The sequence below is a fragment of the Nocardioides sp. Root190 genome (assembly GCF_001428565.1).
Lineage (GTDB): Bacteria > Actinomycetota > Actinomycetes > Propionibacteriales > Nocardioidaceae > Nocardioides.
Genome location: NZ_LMIA01000012.1, coordinates 361415 through 379161 on the forward strand (window position 1 = coordinate 361415; position 17747 = coordinate 379161).

Genomic DNA, 17747 nt, shown 5'->3' on the forward strand with positions numbered 1-17747 from the left:
GGTCCCTACGCGCGACCGATGGACTTGGCGTCGAGGTCGAACCAGGTGTCGGCGTAGCCGGGCTGGTCGACCAGGTCGTTGCTCGGGCTCACGCCCGGGTCCGGGAGACCCTCGCCGTTGACACCCAGCAGGCCGGTGGTGAGCGGCTCGCGCGGGTGCTCCCCGAGGCGACCCGGGAAGTGGCAGGCGACCTTGTGGCGGCGGCCGATCTGCATCAGGGGCGGCTCGTGCTTCGAGCAGATCTCCTGGGCGATCGGGCAGCGGGTCCGGAACCGGCAACCCGACGGCGGGTCGATCGGGCTCGGCACGTCGCCCTGGAGCTGGATCCGCTCACGTCGACCGCCCGTGGCGGCCTGGCGCACGTCCGGCACGGCCGAGAGCAGCGCCTGCGTGTAGGGGTGGTGGGCATTGCCGTAGATCGAGTCGCGGTCGCCGATCTCGACGATCTTGCCGAGGTACATCACTGCGATCTCGGGGCAGAAGTGCCGCACCACCGCGAGGTCGTGGGCGATGAAGAGGAACGCGATGTTGAACTCGCGCTGCAGGTCCTGGAGCAGGTTGACGACCTGCGCCTGGATCGACACGTCGAGGGCCGACACCGGCTCGTCCGCCACGATCACCTTCGGGCGCAGGGCGAGCGCGCGGGCGATCCCGATGCGCTGGCGCTGGCCGCCGGAGAACTCGTTGGGATAGCGGTTGTAGTGCTCCGGGTTGAGGCCGACGACCTCGAGGAGCTCCTGGACCCGCTTGAGGGTCTGGTTCTTCGGCACCACGTCGTGGATCCGCAGCGGCGCGCCGACGATCGCGCCGACCGTGTGGCGCGGGTTCAGCGAGCTGTACGGGTCCTGGAAGATCATCTGGATCTCGCTGCGCATCGCCTTGAGGTTGCGCGCGGAGATGGTGGCGAGGTCCTGACCGCCGTAGTGGATCGAACCCGACGTCGGCTTGTAGAGGCGGGTGATCGCCCGGCCGGTGGTCGACTTGCCGCAGCCCGACTCCCCCACGAGTCCCAGGGACCCGCCCTCAGGCAGCACGAACGAGACGCCGTCGACGGCCTGGACGTCGCCGACCTTGCGGCGCACCAGACCGGTCGCGTGGACCGGGAAGTACATCCGGAGGTTCTCGACCGTCAGCACCGGTGGCGCGGTCGGGTCGAGCTCCGCGGCGGAGTTGCCCGACACCTCCTCGAAGGAAGGCGCCTCGCCCCCGCCGGGGACCGTGACCGGCTCTGCTTCAGACACGCTCAGGCCTCCTTGGCCAGTTCGGGGGCGATCTCCGGGAGCACCTTGATCTCATAGATCCGGTCCGGGTTCGCCAGGTGGCACCGCTTGAGGTGGCCGGGACGCGCACTGGCCTCGAGGTCCGGGAGGACCGTCGTGCACAGCTGGCCGGGCACCTCGTCGCGGAAGCCGCACCGCGGGTGGAACGCACATCCGGTCGGCGGGTTGAGCAGGCTGGGCGGGTTGCCCGGGATCGGCACCATCCGCGCGTTCGTGTCAGCAGTCAGGTTCGGGACGCTCGAGAGCAGGCCCCACGTGTACGGCATCTCGGGGTGGGTGAGCACCTCGTTGCAGGGGCCGTACTCGACGGCACGGCCGCCGTACATGACCAGCACGTCGTCGGCCATCTCCGCCACGACACCGAGGTCGTGGGTGATGATGATGACCCCGGTGTTGAACTCCTTCTGGAGGTTGCCCAAGAGGTCGAGGATCTGGGCCTGGACCGTCACGTCGAGTGCGGTCGTCGGCTCGTCGGCGATCACCAGCGTCGGGTCGTTGATCAGCGCCATCGCGATCATCGCGCGCTGCCGCATGCCACCCGAGAACTGGTGGGGGTAGGCGTCGTAGCGACGGTCCGGCTGCGGGATGCCGACCAGCTCGAGCATGTCGACGACGCGGCTGCGGGCTGCCTTGCGGCCGACCTTGTTGTGGACCCGGTAGGCCTCGGCGATCTGGGCCCCGACGGAGTAGTACGGGTGCATCGCGGACAGCGGATCCTGGAAGATCATCGCGATGTCCTTGCCGCGGTGCAGGCGCATGTCCTCGTTGGACAGGGTCAGCAGGTCGACGCCGTCGAGACGGATCTCGCCGCTGACCTTGGCGCTGGTGCCGCGGTGGAGACCAAGGATCGCCGAGCTGGACACGGACTTGCCGGACCCGGACTCACCCACGATGCCGAGGGTCTTGCCCCGGGCCAGGGTGAAGGACAGGCCGTCGGTGGCCTTGACGATGCCGTCGCTCGTCGGGAAGTGGACCTTGAGGTCGTCGACCTCGAGGAAGGGTGCCGGGGTGCCGGACGTGGTCAGGGACGCAGTCACTGTCTCGTTCCCTTCCTACCCGAGCCGCACTCGGGGATCGATGAAGGCGTAGGCGATGTCGACGATGATGTTCATGAGGATCACGAACGCTCCTGCCACGAGCACCACGCCGATGATCGTCGGCAGGTCCCAGGCGTTGGAGGCATCGACGGTCAGGGAGCCGAGGCCGGGATAGGCGAAGACGCGCTCGGTGATGATCGCTCCGCCGAGTAGGCCGGCGAAGTCGAGACCCGTCATCGTGACGAGCGGGGTCAGCGCCGCGCGCAGGCCGTGCTTGAACAGGACCGTGCGCCCCTTCAGGCCCTTGGCCCGGGCGGTGCGGATGTAGTCCTCGGACAACGACTCGAGGACGAAGGCACGGGTGATGCGGACATAGCTGGCGAGGAAGACCAGCGCCAGGGTGAAGGACGGCAGGAAGAGGTTGCCGAACCAGGCGCCCACTCCCCCTTCGGCAATGGGCGTGTAGGCCGGGTAGGCCAGCAGGCCCCACTTGACGACGACGTACTTCAGGAAGAAGACCGCGATGAAGAAGGTGGGGAAGGCGAACGCGATCAGGGTCAGGCCGACGATCCCGCGGTCGATGATCGACCCCTTCGTGATCGCCGACATGATGCCGAGCAGGACGCCGAAGAAGAGCCAGATGACGACCGCCAGCACGGCCAGGGAGATGGTGACCGGAGCCGCTTCGGTGAGCAGCTCGTTGACGGTCTTCGCATTGAACTGGGAGTAGCCCAGGCAGGGGGCCGTGCAGTCGGTGACGATCTCGGGTGCGGCGGCACGCAGCTCGGGGTCGAGCGGGTACTTGCGTCCCTCGACGACACCCCTCACGAAGCTGCCCCACTGGGCGTAGAACGGCTTGTCGTAGCCGAGCGCCTTCTCGGTCACCGCGATCTGCTGCTCGTTGCAGATCTTCCCGCAGGCCAGACGGGCCTGGTTGACGGGCGCTGCGAAGAACAGCATGAACGTGACCAGCGTCAGCGTCAGAAGCAGCACCACTCCGATCACGCATCGGCGCGCGGCATATGCCCACATGTTCGGGTACTCCACCCTCTGTCTCGGTCGACGTGTGTGTCGTGCCCGCCGCACGCCCGATCGGGGCGGCTGGGCAGGGCTGGGTGGGCGCCTCGCGGCGCCCACCCAGCCGTCAGCCAGCAGTCAGAGCCTGCTGACCTCTGTCACTACTTGGTCTCGACCCCGATCAGGCCGAGCTCCGGGTAGGCCGACGACGCGGCCGTGGTGGTGAAGCCGGTGACCTTCGAGCCGAAGAGCCAGTTGAACTTCGTGATCTCGAGCGGCATGTAGGCGAACTCCTCGCCCAGGACCTTGTCGGCGTCCTGGAGCTTGGCGACCTGGTCCTCGACCGTCGAGGCGTTGGCGGACTCGTCGACGAGAGCCTCGAACGCGTCCGACTGGTAGCAGCCGTAGTCGTTGCCACAGGTGGCGTCGGAGAAGTTCGGGCGGCTGTCGAAGAGCGGCGGCAGGACCGTCGACATCGACGGCCAGTCAGCACCCCATCCGGCCCAGAGGACGTCGGAGTCCTTGTTCGGCGTCGCAGCCACGTCGTAGTACGTGTCCTGCAGACCGTCCAGGGTCACCTTGAAGCCAGCCGCGTCCCAACCCTCCTTGATGATCGCCATCGCCTTGTCGGCGGTGGGCGTCTTCGGGTAGCTGAGCTTGATCGGGTACGGCGTCTTCACGCCGGCCTCGGCGAGCAGCGCCTTGGCCGCAGCCGGGTCACCGTCGTTGTTGTTGTCCTCGGCGAACGCCGGGTTGTCCTGCGAGCCGGACACACCGGGGTTGACGATCGTCTCGGCCGGAGCCGCAGTCCGCTCGCCACCGAGGGCCTTGACGTAGCCGTTCAGGTTCAGCGAGACGGCGAGCGCCTTCTTGACCTTGACGTCCGTGATGCGCTTGGCGTTCGGCACCAGGTAGGAGTTGTACGGCGAGAGGACGTTGAGGTAGCGCTTCTCGACCTCACCGGTGATCTTCGGGAACTGCGGCGGCGAGACGCGAGCGTTGGTGATCGCGTACTGGTCGTTGCCGGAGTTCTTGATCAGGCGGTCGTTGAAGAGCTCGCCAGCGGTGTCAGAGTTGTTGATCTGCCACTCGATGACGTCCGGAAGGGCGAGACGCAGCTCCTCCGGCTTGTCGGTCTTGACGTCGTACTGGTCGTTGCGGACCAGCGTGGCGCCCTTGTCCTTGTCCCAGACACCGCCCTCGACCTTGTACGGGCCGTTGGACAGGACGTTCCACTTGCCCTTGTCGCCCTCGTCAGAGGCCTCCTTGTAGGGGTCGACCATCATCATGCCGGCCGCAGCCTGCGGGAAGTCGGCCCACGGCTTGTTGAAGCGGAACGTGACCGTCTTGCCCTCACAGCTGACAGCGTCCTCGAACGCAGCCTGCTGCTCGGCAGTGGCCTTGTAGGGGCCCGGGTAGTCCTCCACGTCGATGTAGCTGAGCGTGTAGTTCGGGCCACCGATGATGACGTCGTTGGCGAAGACGCGGCTCGTGCCGTACTGGACGTCCTCACAGGTGACGTCGGAGCCGTCCTCCCACTTGACGCCGTCCTTCAGCGTGAACTTCCAGACCTTGCCGCCTTCGCTGGCAGTGCCGGTGTCCGTCGCCAGGTCGGCGACCGGGGTGTTGGCCACCTCGGGGTCCTCCGACATCGGGAACGCCACGAGGCCGCGGTAGAGCACGCGACGCCAGTTGGCGAGCTGGACGCCGTAGTAGATGCGCTGCGGGTCCGCCGCCTCGAAGGGGAAGGCCTGCAGGTAGTACAGGGTCCCACCCTTGGATGCGGTGGCCTCGGACTTGCCGCCCGGGCCATCGCTGTCCCCGCCACCACAGGCGGCCAGGGTCATGCCCAAGGCTGCTGCGGCACCAGCCGCGACTGCCTTCTTCAGATTCATACCCATTTGCTTCCTCCTAGGATGTGCGGCGCACGGCGCGGCACGTTCGTCGACGAGGTGTCGGCGAAGTCGGTCGGGATGGTGCGGGTCATCGCTGCGCCTTGGGGTCCAGGGCGTCGCGGACTCCGTCCCCGAGAAGGTTGAAGCTGACGACGATGATCGCGATCAGCAACGCGGGGAAGAAGAAGTAGAGGAACTCGGTGTCGGCGTAGCTCAGCGAGAGCGTCAGCACGTTGCCGAGCGTCGGGGTGGGCTCACCGATGCCGATGCCGAGGAACGAGAGCGCCGCCTCGGCCGACACGAACGCCGGCATCATCAGCGTGAAGGTCACCAGGATCGGCGCCCAGAGGTTCGGCAGGATCTCGCGGAAGTAGATCCGGCGGCGCGAGGCGCCCATCATCTTCGCGGCCTCGACGAACTCGCGCTCCCGGATCGAGAGCACCTGACCTCGCACGATCCGGGCGATGCCCGTCCAGCCGAAGATGCCCAGCACCACGATGACGTAGATCGCCGCACTGGAGTTCTGGCTCTCGATCCCGACCGTCTCGCGGATGAAGGCGAGACCGACGGTGGACAGCGCCAGCAGCATCAGGGTCTGCGGGAAGGCCAGCGTGAGGTCGATGATCCGGCCGATCACCATGTCGACCCAGCCACCGGCTGCGCCCGACACGATGCCGAGGACGACGCCGAGGACCATCGCGATCATCGTCGCCGAGATCGCGATGAAGAGCGAGAACGTCGTGCCGTACCAGAGGCGCGAGAGTGCGTCGCGGCCGATGCCCGGCTCGAGACCGAGCCAGTGGTTGCCCGACATGCCGCCGAACTTGCCGATCGGGTAGCTGAACTCGTCGAGCAGGTCGGTGTTGGTGCCGTAGGGGTCCAGGACGCCGAACTTCACCAGGAACGGTGCAGCGATCGCGGCGACCATGAAGAGCAGGACGACGACCGCAGAGATCATCGTGAGCTTGTCCTTGCGCAACCGCGAGAGCGCCAGCTGCGTCGGCGACTTGCTCGCGACCTCGCCGGCAACGGTCTCCGGCGTCGCAGTGGGATCAATCTGATGGCTGTCCAGATCGCTGCTCGGAACAGTCATTCCCACCTCATCACGTCGAGACTTCCGTTACGGCGAGCCGGGTCGTCTGGCCCCGGCACCGCAGGCGACATTAGGCGCAGCGGTTGCGCCAAAGCGATAGCGACGCGGTAACGGTTTGGTCTCGACGGCCGGTAAAACCTACCGGCGTCGAGGCTCAGGCGCCGGTTTCGTCCTCCGGACGGGCGTCGACACCGGCTTCCTTGCGCTGCTCGGGCGTGATGGGTGCCGGTGCTGCGGTCAACGGGTCGTAGCCGCCACCGGACTTCGGGAACGCGATGACCTCGCGGATCGAGTCCACCTTGGCCAGCATCGCGACGATCCGGTCCATGCCCACGGCGATGCCACCGTGCGGCGGGGCGCCGAACTTGAAGGCGTCGAGCAGGAAGCCGAACTTCTCCTGGGCCTCCTCCTCGCCGATGCCCATGACCGAGAAGACACGCTTCTGGACGTCCTCGCGGTGGATCCGGATCGAGCCGCCACCGAGCTCGCTGCCGTTGCAGACGATGTCGTAGGCGTAGGCCAGCGCGCTGCCGGGGTCGGTGTCGAAGGTGTCCGCGAACTCCGGCTTGGGGCCGGTGAAGGCGTGGTGGACGGCCGTCCAGGCACCCGCGCCGACAGCGACGTCACCGGAGGCGACGGCGTCGGAGGCGGGCTCGAACATCGGCGCGTCGACGACCCACGTGAACGCGAAGGCGTCCTCGTCGATGAGGCCACCACGACGGCCGATCTCCAGGCGGGCCGCGCCGAGCAGCGCGCGGCTCGACTTGGTCGCACCGGCGGCGAAGAAGATGCAGTCCCCCGGCACGGCGCCGACATGGGCGGCCAGACCGGCCCGCTCGGCGTCGGAGAGGTTCTTGGCGACCGGTCCCCCGAGCTCGCCGTCCTCGGCGACCAGGACGTAGGCCAGGCCCTTGGCGCCACGCTGCCTGGCCCAGTCCTGCCAGGCGTCGAGCTTCTTGCGGGGCTGGCTCGCGCCGCCCGGCATGACCACGGCGCCGACGTACTCGGCCTGGAAGACCCGGAAGGTCGTCTCCTTGAAGTAGTCCGTGCACTCGACGAGCTCGTTGCCCATCCGCAGGTCGGGCTTGTCGGAGCCGAAGCGAGCCATCGCCTCGGCGTAGGTCATCCGCGGAAGCGGACGCGGGATCTCGTAGTCGATCTGGGCCCACATCTGTGCGAGGACGTCCTCCATGAGGGCGATGACGTCCTCCTGGTCGACGAAGCTCATCTCGATGTCGAGCTGGGTGAACTCGGGCTGCCGGTCGGCGCGGAAGTCCTCGTCGCGGTAGCAGCGCGCGATCTGGTAGTAGCGCTCGAGGCCACCGACCATCAGGAGCTGCTTGAAGAGCTGGGGGCTCTGCGGCAGGGCGTACCAGCTGCCGGGCGCCAGGCGTGCCGGCACCAGGAAGTCGCGGGCACCCTCGGGGGTGGACCGCGTCAGCGTCGGGGTCTCGACCTCGACGAAGCCGTGCTGGTCGAGCACGTCGCGGGCAGCCTTGTTGATCCGGCTGCGCAGGCGGATCGCGGCGGCCGGGCCGCTGCGGCGCAGGTCGAGGTAACGGTGCTTGAGCCGCACCTCCTCGCCGACGTCGACGTGGTCGCTGATCGGGAACGGCAGCGGTGCCGCCGCGTTGAGCACCTCGACGGAGGTCGCGACGATCTCGATCGCGCCGGTCGGCAGGTTGGGGTTCTCGTTGCCCTCCACGCGCGCGACCACCTCACCGGTGATCTTGAGGCAGAACTCCGCACGCAGGCTGTGCGCCACGGCCTCGTCGCGGATGACGACCTGGACGATGCCGCTGGCCTCGCGCAGGTCGATGAAGGCCACACCACCGTGATCGCGACGATTGGCCACCCACCCGGCGAGGGTGACGGTCTGGCCGACGTGCTCGGCGCGCAACGCGCCGGCGTCCTGGGTGCGGATCACTGGGATTCCCCTTCGGTGGTGGCTTCGGTGGTGGCTTCTGTGGTGACGCTGACGACCTGCGGACGCAGGTCCTGGCTCGGAGGCTGCCATGTCGCCGGATCAGCGGCGACCTGGTTTCCCGAGCGGATGTCCTTGACCTCGTTGGTGCCGTCGTCCTGACGGAACCAGACGTACGGGATGCCGCGACGCTCCGCGTGGCGGATCTGCTTGCCGAACTTGGCCGCCGTGGGGGCGACCTCGCACGGGATGTCGCGGGCGCGCAGCGCCGTGGCGACGACGTCGGCCTCGGCACGGGAGTCCTCGTTAGTGACGGCGACGAGGACGACGCTCGGGACCGAGCGGTCGGCCGTCAGCAGACCCCGCTGCACCAGCGGGACGAGCACGCGGCTGACGCCGAGGGAGATGCCGACGCCGGGGTACGTCGTACGGCCGTCGCTCGCGAGGGCGTCGTAGCGGCCACCCGAGCAGATCGATCCGAGCGACTCATAGCCGTCGAGGCGGGTCTCGAAGACCGTGCCGGTGTAGTAGTCCAGGCCGCGGGCGATCGACAGGTCGGCCACGATGCGCGCCGTCGCCGTCGCCAGGGGTGCGCAGGCGCGGACCAGCGTCGCCAGCTCGTCGAGTCCCTCGTCGAGCAGGTCGTGGCTGACACCCAGGTCGCGGACCCGGTCGACGAAGGAGTCGTCGGTCGTACGGATCGTGGCCAGCGCCAGGGCCTTGTCGGCCTGCTCGGCGGTGATGCCCGCCTCGTCGAGCAGCAGGGTGTGCACCTTGGCGGGATCGAGCTTGTCCAGCTTGTCGACCAGCCGCATGACCTCGTCGATGCCAGCGGCGTCGACGCCGAGACCGGCGTAGAAGCCCTGGATCAGCTTGCGGTTGTTGACCTGCAGCCGGAAGCCGGGCAGGCCGATGGAGTCGGGATCGGCGAGGCGGCTCAGTGCCTCCAGCATCACCCGCGCGATCTCCACGTCGTGGTGGAACGGCAGGTCGTCCCGACCGACGATGTCGATGTCGGCCTGGGTGAACTCGCGGAAGCGGCCCTCCTGGGGCCGTTCGCCGCGCCACACCTTCTGGATCTGGTAGCGCCGGAAGGGGAACTCGAGCTTGCCGGCGTTCTCCAGCACGTAGCGGGCGAAGGGCACCGTGAGGTCGAAGTGGAGCCCGATGCCCTTGTCCTTGCCCGCACTCTCCTCCTGCAGGCGCCGAAGGACGTAGACCTCCTTGGAGGTGTCCCCCTTGCGGAGCAGCTGGTCGAGCGGTTCGACGGCGCGGGTCTCGATGTTGGCGAAGCCGTGGAGCTCGAAGGTGCGGGCGAGGGTCGCCGTCACCTCCTGCTCGACGTAGCGCTGGGCAGGCAGGAACTCGGGGAATCCGCTGAGCGGAGTGGGCTTGGCCATCGGTCCTGTCACAGTCCTCGGGTGACCCGGCCGGCATCGCCGGAGTCCACCAGGTCGAGAAGGTAGGGGTTGGTGGCACGCTCGCGGCCGATCGAGGTCTGCTCACCGTGTCCGGGCAGCACCACGATGTTGTCGGCCAGCGGCAGCACCTTGCTCGCTAGCGAGCGGAGCATGGCGGCGTGGTCGCCTCCGGGCAGGTCCGTGCGCCCGATCGACCCCTGGAAGAGCAGGTCGCCGGAGAACATCAGCTCGGAGATGTCCGGCCCGGAGAGGTCGTCCCACGGCGTGCGGAAGGTGACCGACCCGGCCGTGTGGCCCGGCGTGTGGTCGACCACGAAGCGCAGCCCGGCGAGCTCCAGCTCGGCACCGTCGGCCAGCTCGGCGACGTCGTCGGGCTCGGTGAACTGGTAGTCGCCACCGAGCAGCATGCTGGCGCTCTCCGGCGAGAGCCCGGCCATCGGGTCGGTCAGCAGGTGCCGGTCCCCCGGATGGATCCACGCAGTGGCGTCGTACGCACCGGCGACCGGCGTCACGGACCACATGTGGTCGATGTGGCCGTGGGTCAGCAGCACCGCGACGGGCTTGAGCCCGTGCTCGCGCACCACGTCGGCGACACCGCTCGCAGCATCCTTGCCGGGGTCGATGACGACGCACTCAGAGCCCGGTCCGGTCGCCGCGACATAGCAATTGGTGGCCCATGGTCCAGCGGGGAAGGCGGCGATCAACACCGACCCAGACTATCGGTGGCTGGACCTTTGATTAGCATGGGCCACTGTGACTACCTCTGACTGGGGCCGCGTCGACGACGACGGCACCGTCTACGTGAAGACAGCCGACGGCGAGCGGTCGGTCGGGCAGATGCCTGACGCGACTCCCGAGGAGGCGTTGGCGTTCTACACGAAGCGCTATGACGCCCTCGCCCTGGAGGTCGATCTGCTCCACAAGCGGGTCATCTCCGGGGTTCTCTCGCCCGAGGAAGCCATCTCCTCGATCAAGCTCGTTCGCGAGTTCCTGGTCGACGTGAACGCGGTCGGCGACCTCATCGCGCTGACCCGCAGACTCGACGAGCTCGGGCCGGTGATCGCCACGCAGCGCGATGCGCGCAAGGCGGTCAAGGCGCAGCGCGCCGCGGAGGCGCGGGCCGAGAAGGAGAAGCTCGCGGTCGAGGCCGAGAAGATCGCGACCGGCCGCGACTGGCGCAACGGCGCCAACCGGCTCCGCGAGCTCCTCGACGCCTGGAAGCAGCTCCCCCGCATCGACAAGGCAGCCGACGACGAGCTGTGGAAGCGCTTCTCGTCCGCCCGCTCGGCGTACACCAAGACGCGCAAGGCGCACTTCGCCGAGCAGGACGAGCGGCGCGAAGGTGCCCGCGGCATCAAGGAGCGCCTCGCCAAGGAGGCCGAGGACCTCGCGACCTCGACCGACTGGGGCCCCACCTCGGGCCGCTACCGCGACCTGATGCGGGACTGGAAGGCGGCCGGCCCGGCACCCAAGGCCGTCGACGACGCGCTCTGGCAGCGCTTCCGCGGCGCCCAGGACACGTTCTTCGGTGCCCGTGACGCCGCCAACGCCGCCCTCGACTCCGAGTTCGCGGCCAACGCCGAGGTCAAGGAGGCCCTGCTCGTCGAGGCCGAGGCCATCCTCGGGCCGCTCGCCTCCACCGGCGACCTCGCGGCAGCAAAGGCTGCCTTCCGCCTCGTCGCCGACAAGTGGGACGAGGCCGGCAAGGTCCCCCGCGAGCGGATCAAGGACCTCGAGGGCCGCATGCGTGCCGTCGAGCAGACGATCCGCAAGGCCGAGGACGAGCAGTGGAGTCGTTCGGACCCGGAGAAGTCCGCGCGCGCCGACGACATGGTCACCAAGCTCGAGACCGCGATCGCCGAGGCCGAGGCCAAGCTCGAGGCTGCTCGGAGCCGTGGCGACGAGAAGCGGGTCCGCGAGCTGGAGGACAACCTCGAAGGACGTCGCTCGTTCCTGGAGATGGCGAAGCGGGCGGCTCAGGACTACAGCTGACGCCCCGGCGCATGAATCCCCGGACACACCCGGGGATTCATGCGCTTGTCAGTGGGTCACCCGGTAGGCGTCGAACACACCCGGGACCGTCCGGACGGCGGCGAGCACGGTGTCGAGGTGCTTGGCGTCGGCCATCTCGAACGTGAAGCGGGACTTGGCGACACGGTCGCGTGAGGTCGTCAGGTTGGCCGAGAGGATGTTCACGTGCGCGTCCGACAGCACCATGGTGATGTCGGACAGCAGCCGGGAGCGGTCGAGCGCCTCGACCTGGATGTTGACCAGGAAGGTCGACTGACCGGTCGGCGCCCATTCGACCTCGACGAGCTTCTCAGGCTGGCCCAGCAGGCTCTCGGCGTTCGTGCAGTCCTTCCGGTGGACCGAGACGCCGTCGCCCTTGGTGACGAAGCCGAGGATCGAGTCCGGCGGGACCGGCGTGCAGCACTTGGCGAGCTTGACCCAGACGTCGGGCGCGCCAGTGACCATGACGCCGGAGTCGCCGCTGGTGGGGCGTCCCGAGCGCCGGCCGCGACCGGTGATCGTGACGGCCTCGGCGAGGTCCTCCTGTGCTCCCTCGTCGCCCCCGTGGAGCTCGATGACCTTGCGGACGACCGTCTGGGCGCCGAGGTTGTTCTCGCCCACCGCGGCGTACAACGCCTCGACGTCGGCGAGGCGGAAGGCCGAGGCCACGATGCTGAGCGACTCGTGGGTGAGCAGGCGCTTGAGGGGCAGGCCCTCCTTGCGCATCAGGCGGGCGATCTCGCCCTTCCCGCGCTCGATGGCCTCCTCGCGACGCTCCTTGGTGAACCACTGGCGGATCTTGGAGCGGGCCCGCTGGGACTTCACGAAGTTCAGCCAGTCACGTGAGGGGCCGGCGCCCTCGGCCTTGGAGGTGAAGACCTCGACCACGTCGCCGTTCTCCAGCGTCGACTCCAGGGGCACCAGCCGGCCGTTGACGCGCGCACCGATGGTCCGGTTGCCGACCTCGGTGTGGACCGCGTAGGCGAAGTCGACCGGGGTCGAGGCGGACGGCAGCGCGATCACGTCGCCACGTGGGGTGAACACGTAGGTCTCGGTCTGGGTGATCTCGAAGCGCAACGACTCCAGGAACTCGCCCGGGTCCTCGACCTCGCTCTGCCAGTCGAGGAGCTGGCGCACCCAGCTCATGTCGTCCCCGGGCGAAGTAGGGCCGCCGCGCTCTCGGCTGCCCGTGTCGGTGCCGGTGCGGCCGTCCTCCTTGTACTTCCAGTGCGCCGCGACGCCGTACTCCGCGCGACGGTGCTGGGCGAAGGTACGGATCTGCATCTCGACGGGCTTGCCCTGCGGGCCGATCACCGTCGTGTGCAGCGACTGGTACATGTTGAACTTCGGCATCGCGACGTAGTCCTTGAACCGCCCCAGGACAGGGTTCCATCGCGAGTGCAGGACTCCGAGGACGCCGTAGCAGTCGCGGTCCTCCTCGACGAGGATGCGGATGCCGACCAGGTCGTAGATGTCGGAGAAGTCGCGGCCGCCGACGATCATCTTCTGGTAGATCGAGTAGTAGTGCTTCGGTCGACCGGTGACGGTGGCCTTGATCTTGGCCTCGCGCACGTCCTTCTCGACCTGGCTGATGACCTCGGCGAGGAACGAGTCGCGCGACGGAGCCCGATCGGCCACCAGACGCACGATCTCGTCGTAGATCTTGGGGTGCAGGGTCGAGAACGCCAGGTCCTCGAGCTCCCACTTGATGGTGTTCATTCCGAGCCGGTGCGCCAGCGGGGCGTAGATGTCGAGCGTCTCGCGGGCCTTGCGCTCCTGCGTGGACTGCTTCACGAAGCGCAGGGTGCGCATGTTGTGGAGCCGGTCGGCCAGCTTGATGACGAGCACCCGGATGTCGCGGGACATCGCCACGATCATCTTGCGGATCGTCTCGGCGTTGGCCGAGTCGCCGTAGACCACCTTGTCGAGCTTGGTCACGCCGTCGACGAGCCGGGCGACCTCGTCGCCGTACTCACGACGACACTCCTCGAGGGTGTACGACGTGTCCTCGACCGTGTCGTGCAGCAGGGCAGCCACGAGGGTGGGCTCGGTCATCCCGATGCCGGCGAGGATCGTGGTCACCGCGAGCGGGTGGGTGATGTACGGATCGCCGCTCTTGCGCTTCTGGTCGGCGTGCAGGCGCTCCGCCGTCAGGTAGGCGCGTTCGAGGAGCGCGAGGTCTGCCTTCGGGTGGTTGACCCGAACGGCGCGGAAGAGCGGCTCCAGGACGGGATTCAGCGTCTGGCCGCGGTTGCCCATCCGGGCCAGGCGGGCACGCATGCTCCGTCCGCCGGCACCCTCGGTCGCGACGGGACCGGGCGCATCCGCATCCCGCGGTGTCACGCGGGGCGGAATGCGTTCCTCGGTCATTCCCCAAGTCTATGGGGCAGGACGAGGCTGCGTCAGACGGCCAGCAGAGAGGTGACCGACATCGCGTCCACCTGGTCGCGTCCCGACAGGAACGCGAGCTCCATCAGCACTGCGAAGCCGACGACCTCTGCACCGCACCGACGCACGAGCTCGGCGGTCGCCCGAGCCGTGCCGCCGGTGGCGAGCACGTCGTCGACGAGCAGCACCCGCTCCCCCGGAGCGACGGCGTCCTGGTGCAGCTGGAGGACGGCGTCGCCGTACTCCAGGGCATAGGCGACCTCGTGGGTCACGTGCGGGAGCTTGCCCGCCTTGCGCACCGGGACGAACCCGACACCGAGCGCGAGCGCGACCGGGGCGGCGAGGATGAAGCCCCGTGCCTCCATGCCGACGACCTTGTCGACCACGACCCGACCGTCCGGGTCACGGCCTGCCTCGGCGAGGGCGGCCACGACGGCACCGAAACCGTCAGGATCGGCGAGCAGCGGCGTGATGTCCTTGAACATGATCCCCGGCTCGGGGAAGTCCGGGACGTCGCGCACGAGCCGGGTGAGCGCCTCGACTGCGCGCTCACCCACCGCCGTGTCGCCCATCGCTACTTCTTGCCGCGCTTGGAGCGGGTCTTGCGCTCCGGCTGCTGGCGTCCGGAGCTGCCACGGTCGGACAACGGCCGGCTGCTCTGCGGGACCACTCGTCCGCGTCCGATCGCCTCGCCCTTCGAGCTCTTCCCGAGCGGGACACCCGAGCCGCGCGCAGGGCGCTCGTCCTCGTCGCCCTCAGCCAGCTCGTCCGGCTCTGCGAGGTCCACGCCACCGGTCGCGCCCGTGGCGGGCGTGCCCTCACGGACGGTCGAGGGCACCGCGGCGTAGCGGTCAGCGAGCGCCCGCTGCTTCGCCTTGGCCCGCCGGGCCTGGAGCTGCACCTCGGTCTCGCGCGACTTGATGTGCACCAGGATCCGCGGGGCGAGCACCACCGAGGAGTAGACGCCGACGCCCATGCCGACGAACTGCGCGAGGGCAAGGTCCTGCATGGAGCTCGCGCCCAGCTGGACGGACGTGACGTAGAGGATCACGCCGAGCGGGATCAGGGCCACGATCGCGGTGTTGATGGAGCGCACCAGCGTCTGGTTCACGGCCAGGTTGGCTGCATCGGCGTACGACTGGGTGCTCTTGCGCAGGGTGGTGGTGTTCTCCTTCACCTTGTCGAAGACGACCACCGTGTCGTACAGCGAGAAGCCCAGGATCGCGAGCAGTCCGGTCACGGCGGCAGGCGTCACCTGGAAGCCGGAGAGCGAGTAGACACCGACGGTCAGGATGATGTCGTGGAAGAGAGCGAGGATCGCGGCGACGGACATGCGCCACTCGCGGAAGTAGGCCCAGATGAAGAGCACCACCGCGACCAGGAAGATGCCGATGCCGATGAGCGCCTTCTTCGCGACCTCGGCTCCCCAGCTGGGACCGATGTCCTGGATCGAGAGGTCGCCCTCGTCGATCTGCGGGAACACCTCGTAGACCACCGCGGAGACGTCCGCACGCTGCTCCGCACTGAGGTTCTCCACCTGCAGGGTCAGCGAGGCGTCACCCTCAGTGGTGACGCTCGGGTTCTCGGCGTTCTCGATGCCGGCGTCCGCGACCTCTTCCCTGAGGGTGTCGGCGTTGTCCTGCGTGGCCTGGCCCGCGCCGACCGGCACAGAGAGCGTCGTACCGCCGGTGAACTCCACGCCCATGTTCAGGGGCTTGAGGAACAGCACGGCCACCGCGACGCCCACCAGAAGCAGGGAGGCGGCGTACCAGGTCCACGGCTTGCCGACGAAGTCGATGGACTTGCGCCCCTGGTACAGCTCGTTGCCGAGTCGCGACATCTTGCCCATCAGGCGTTACCTCCGGCGATCGCAGAGCGCGCGGGCGGGGGTGCGTCGGTGCCCAGCGTCTCCTTGCTGAGACCGGACATGCGGTGCCCGGAGTTGAAGAACTTGAAGTGTCCGAGCCACGACACCATGGGCTTGGTGAACCAGAACAGCACTGCGAGGTCGATCAGTGTGGTCAGCCCCAGCGCGAAGCCGAAGCCCTTCACCGCGCCCGTGGCGAACACGTAGAGGATGAAGGCCGACAGCAGCTGCACGGTGTTGGCCGCGACGCGGGTGACCCGTGCTCGGGCCCAGCCCGTCTCGACCGCGACCCGCATCGACTTGCCCTCGCGCATCTCGTCACGGATGCGTTCGAAGAAGATGATGAACGAGTCGGCGGTGACACCGACGGCGATGATCAGTCCTGCGATGCCGGGCAGGGTCAGCGTGAAGCCGGCCGTCTCGCTCAGCAGGAGCACCATCGCGTAGGTGATCGAGGCTGCCACGAAGAGCGAGCTGACCACCACCAGGCCGAGGCCCCGGTAGTAGATGAGGCAGTAGAGCATGACCAGTGCGAGCCCCACGACGAGGGCAGTGAGCCCCGCCTTGAGCTGGTTGCCCGCGAGGGAGGGCCCGATCTCCTCGACCGAGGTCTGCTCGTCGTCGAAGGCGATCGGCAGCGCGCCGAACTTCAGGCTGTTGGCGAGGTCGAGCGAGCTCTGCTCGGTGAAGTTGCCCGAGATGCTCGAGCGGCCGTCGGTGATCACCGCGGTCATGCGGGGGTAGGTGAGCACGACGCCGTCCAGGACGACGGCGAACTGCTCCTCGGTGCCTCGGAACGCGCGGGACACCTTCTCGAAGTCGTCAGCGGCACCCGGGGAACCCTTGGGACGGGCGCGGTCCTTGTCGTTGCCCATCTCGATGCCGACCTCCCAGCCGACGCCGTTCTGCGGCGTTCCGGCGGACGCGTCGTCGAGCTCGGTGCCCTCGATGACCGAGCGGCTGAGCAGGAACTTCATCGTCGGCTGCTCCTTGTCGGGCAGCAGGCAGGCGACGAGCGACTTGTCGGGGTCGTCCTCGATCTCGGCGAGCTTGCCGTCCTCGGCGTTGAGCAGCTGGCCCTTCGGGTCGCAGGTGTACTTCGCGAACTCCGCGATGGAGGCCTGGTCGGGCTGGCGGGACCAGGCGATGTCGTCCTCGACGGTCCACTTCTCGCCGTTGCCGGCGGGGTCGGCCTCGGTGGGCGTGCCCGGCTCGCCCTCGGCGGGCTCACTGGCACCGTCGGTGGGCACCTCGGTGACGGGCGCGTCGGTCGCCGGAGCGTCCGTCGCCGTGTCGCTGGCTGCATCGCTGGCGCCGTCCGTCGGCTCCTCGTCCGCCGCAGCGGAGAGGTCCAGGGGCGCACGGCCGAGGCCGCTCAGCTCGCCCGGCAGTCCACCGCCGGCCGAGGCACACGGGCCCGGGGTGGCGTCAGAGCAGGCGACGAGGCGGAAGCGCAACTGCGCCTGCCGCTTGACGGTCTCCTCGAGCTGGTCGCGGTCGCCGCCCTTGCCGGGGACCTCGACGACGATGTTGTTGCCGCCCTGGGTGGTGACGGCAGCCTCGGCGACACCGGAGCCGTTGACCCGCTGGTCGATGATCCGGCGGGCCTCCTCGAGATTCTCGCTGCTCGGGGCCTCCTCGGTCGTCAGCGTGATCCGGGTGCCGCCCTGGAGGTCGAGTCCCAGTGCGGGCTTCCAGGCGGTCTCACCCTCGTCGGGCGAGGCCTGGGACAACGCGGTGAGGCCGTAGAGCACGGCCATCGCGAGGAAGAAGATGACCAGGTTGCGCCCTGGGCTCGGTCGACGAGCCGCCATG

The 17747-nt window shown here is 68.5% G+C and carries 13 protein-coding genes; 1 reads left to right on the forward strand and 12 read right to left on the reverse strand.

From position 1 onward, the window contains the following. Positions 1-5 precede the first annotated feature (5 nt). The 8 genes from ASE01_RS20195 to ASE01_RS20230 form a co-directional block, all read right to left on the reverse strand. On the reverse strand, positions 6-1181 hold the full coding sequence (locus ASE01_RS20195; RefSeq protein WP_056757039.1) for an ABC transporter ATP-binding protein: 1176 nt from the start codon (positions 1179-1181) through the stop codon (positions 6-8). A 62-nt stretch (positions 1182-1243) separates the two neighbouring features. Continuing rightward, positions 1244-2317 (reverse strand): ABC transporter ATP-binding protein, encoded by a 1074-nt coding sequence (locus tag ASE01_RS20200; RefSeq protein ID WP_056756697.1) that lies wholly within the window; start codon positions 2315-2317, stop codon positions 1244-1246. Between the two features lie 15 nt (positions 2318-2332). Then, complete coding sequence (locus ASE01_RS20205) at positions 2333-3349, reverse strand: ABC transporter permease (protein ID WP_056757042.1); 1017 nt, start codon at positions 3347-3349, stop codon at positions 2333-2335. A gap of 146 nt (positions 3350-3495) precedes the next feature. Then, on the reverse strand, positions 3496-5235 hold the full coding sequence (locus ASE01_RS20210; RefSeq protein ID WP_056756699.1) for an ABC transporter substrate-binding protein: 1740 nt from the start codon (positions 5233-5235) through the stop codon (positions 3496-3498). 82 nt (positions 5236-5317) lie between these two features. After that, positions 5318-6322: an ABC transporter permease gene (locus tag ASE01_RS20215; protein WP_056756701.1), complete on the reverse strand. Its 1005-nt coding sequence runs from the start codon at positions 6320-6322 to the stop codon at positions 5318-5320. A 154-nt stretch (positions 6323-6476) separates the two neighbouring features. Beyond that, positions 6477-8249 carry an aspartate--tRNA ligase gene (aspS, locus tag ASE01_RS20220; RefSeq protein ID WP_056756703.1) on the reverse strand — a complete coding sequence of 591 codons (1773 nt, stop codon included), beginning with the start codon at positions 8247-8249 and terminating at the stop codon, positions 6477-6479. Then, positions 8246-9646, reverse strand: coding sequence for a histidine--tRNA ligase (hisS, locus tag ASE01_RS20225; protein ID WP_056756706.1), 1401 nt, complete (start codon positions 9644-9646; stop codon positions 8246-8248). The genes aspS and hisS overlap by 4 nt, the downstream gene beginning before the upstream one ends. 8 nt (positions 9647-9654) lie before the next feature. Continuing rightward, complete coding sequence (locus ASE01_RS20230) at positions 9655-10374, reverse strand: MBL fold metallo-hydrolase (RefSeq protein WP_056756709.1); 720 nt, start codon at positions 10372-10374, stop codon at positions 9655-9657. Between the two features lie 46 nt (positions 10375-10420). On the opposite strand from ASE01_RS20230, the gene ASE01_RS20235 reads away from it, so the two are divergent. Then, complete coding sequence (locus ASE01_RS20235) at positions 10421-11659, forward strand: DUF349 domain-containing protein (RefSeq protein ID WP_056756713.1); 1239 nt, start codon at positions 10421-10423, stop codon at positions 11657-11659. A 48-nt stretch (positions 11660-11707) separates the two neighbouring features. Here ASE01_RS20235 and ASE01_RS20240 read toward each other — a convergent pair whose 3' ends face one another. From ASE01_RS20240 to secD, 4 genes are all read right to left on the reverse strand, one after another. Continuing rightward, positions 11708-13957, reverse strand: a complete 2250-nt coding sequence (locus tag ASE01_RS20240; protein ID WP_056757045.1) for a RelA/SpoT family protein — start codon at positions 13955-13957, stop codon at positions 11708-11710. Positions 13958-14079: 122 nt separating this feature from the next. Next, a complete protein-coding gene (locus ASE01_RS20245; protein ID WP_056756717.1) occupies positions 14080-14637 on the reverse strand; it encodes an adenine phosphoribosyltransferase in 558 nt (185 codons plus the stop codon). A 2-nt stretch (positions 14638-14639) separates the two neighbouring features. Continuing rightward, positions 14640-15914 (reverse strand): protein translocase subunit SecF, encoded by a 1275-nt coding sequence (gene secF, locus ASE01_RS20250; protein ID WP_056756719.1) that lies wholly within the window; start codon positions 15912-15914, stop codon positions 14640-14642. Continuing rightward, on the reverse strand, positions 15914-17746 hold the full coding sequence (gene secD, locus ASE01_RS20255) for a protein translocase subunit SecD (protein WP_056756721.1): 1833 nt from the start codon (positions 17744-17746) through the stop codon (positions 15914-15916). The genes secF and secD overlap by 1 nt, the downstream gene beginning before the upstream one ends. Position 17747 lies beyond the last annotated feature (1 nt).

What these genes read in the sequence shown, in the direction of transcription:
- secD (WP_056756721.1), bottom strand. Translation starts at nt 17,746, where the DNA reads ATGGCGGCTCGTCGACCGAGCCCAGGGCGCAACCTGGTCATCTTCTTC.
- secF (WP_056756719.1), bottom strand. Translation starts at nt 15,914, where the DNA reads ATGGGCAAGATGTCGCGACTCGGCAACGAGCTGTACCAGGGGCGCAAG.
- hisS (WP_056756706.1), bottom strand. Translation starts at nt 9,646, where the DNA reads ATGGCCAAGCCCACTCCGCTCAGCGGATTCCCCGAGTTCCTGCCTGCC.
- ASE01_RS20205 (WP_056757042.1), bottom strand. Translation starts at nt 3,349, where the DNA reads ATGTGGGCATATGCCGCGCGCCGATGCGTGATCGGAGTGGTGCTGCTT.
- ASE01_RS20240 (WP_056757045.1), bottom strand. Translation starts at nt 13,957, where the DNA reads ATGCGTGCCCGCCTGGCCCGGATGGGCAACCGCGGCCAGACGCTGAAT.
- ASE01_RS20215 (WP_056756701.1), bottom strand. Translation starts at nt 6,322, where the DNA reads ATGACTGTTCCGAGCAGCGATCTGGACAGCCATCAGATTGATCCCACT.
- ASE01_RS20210 (WP_056756699.1), bottom strand. Translation starts at nt 5,235, where the DNA reads ATGGGTATGAATCTGAAGAAGGCAGTCGCGGCTGGTGCCGCAGCAGCC.
- ASE01_RS20245 (WP_056756717.1), bottom strand. Translation starts at nt 14,637, where the DNA reads ATGGGCGACACGGCGGTGGGTGAGCGCGCAGTCGAGGCGCTCACCCGG.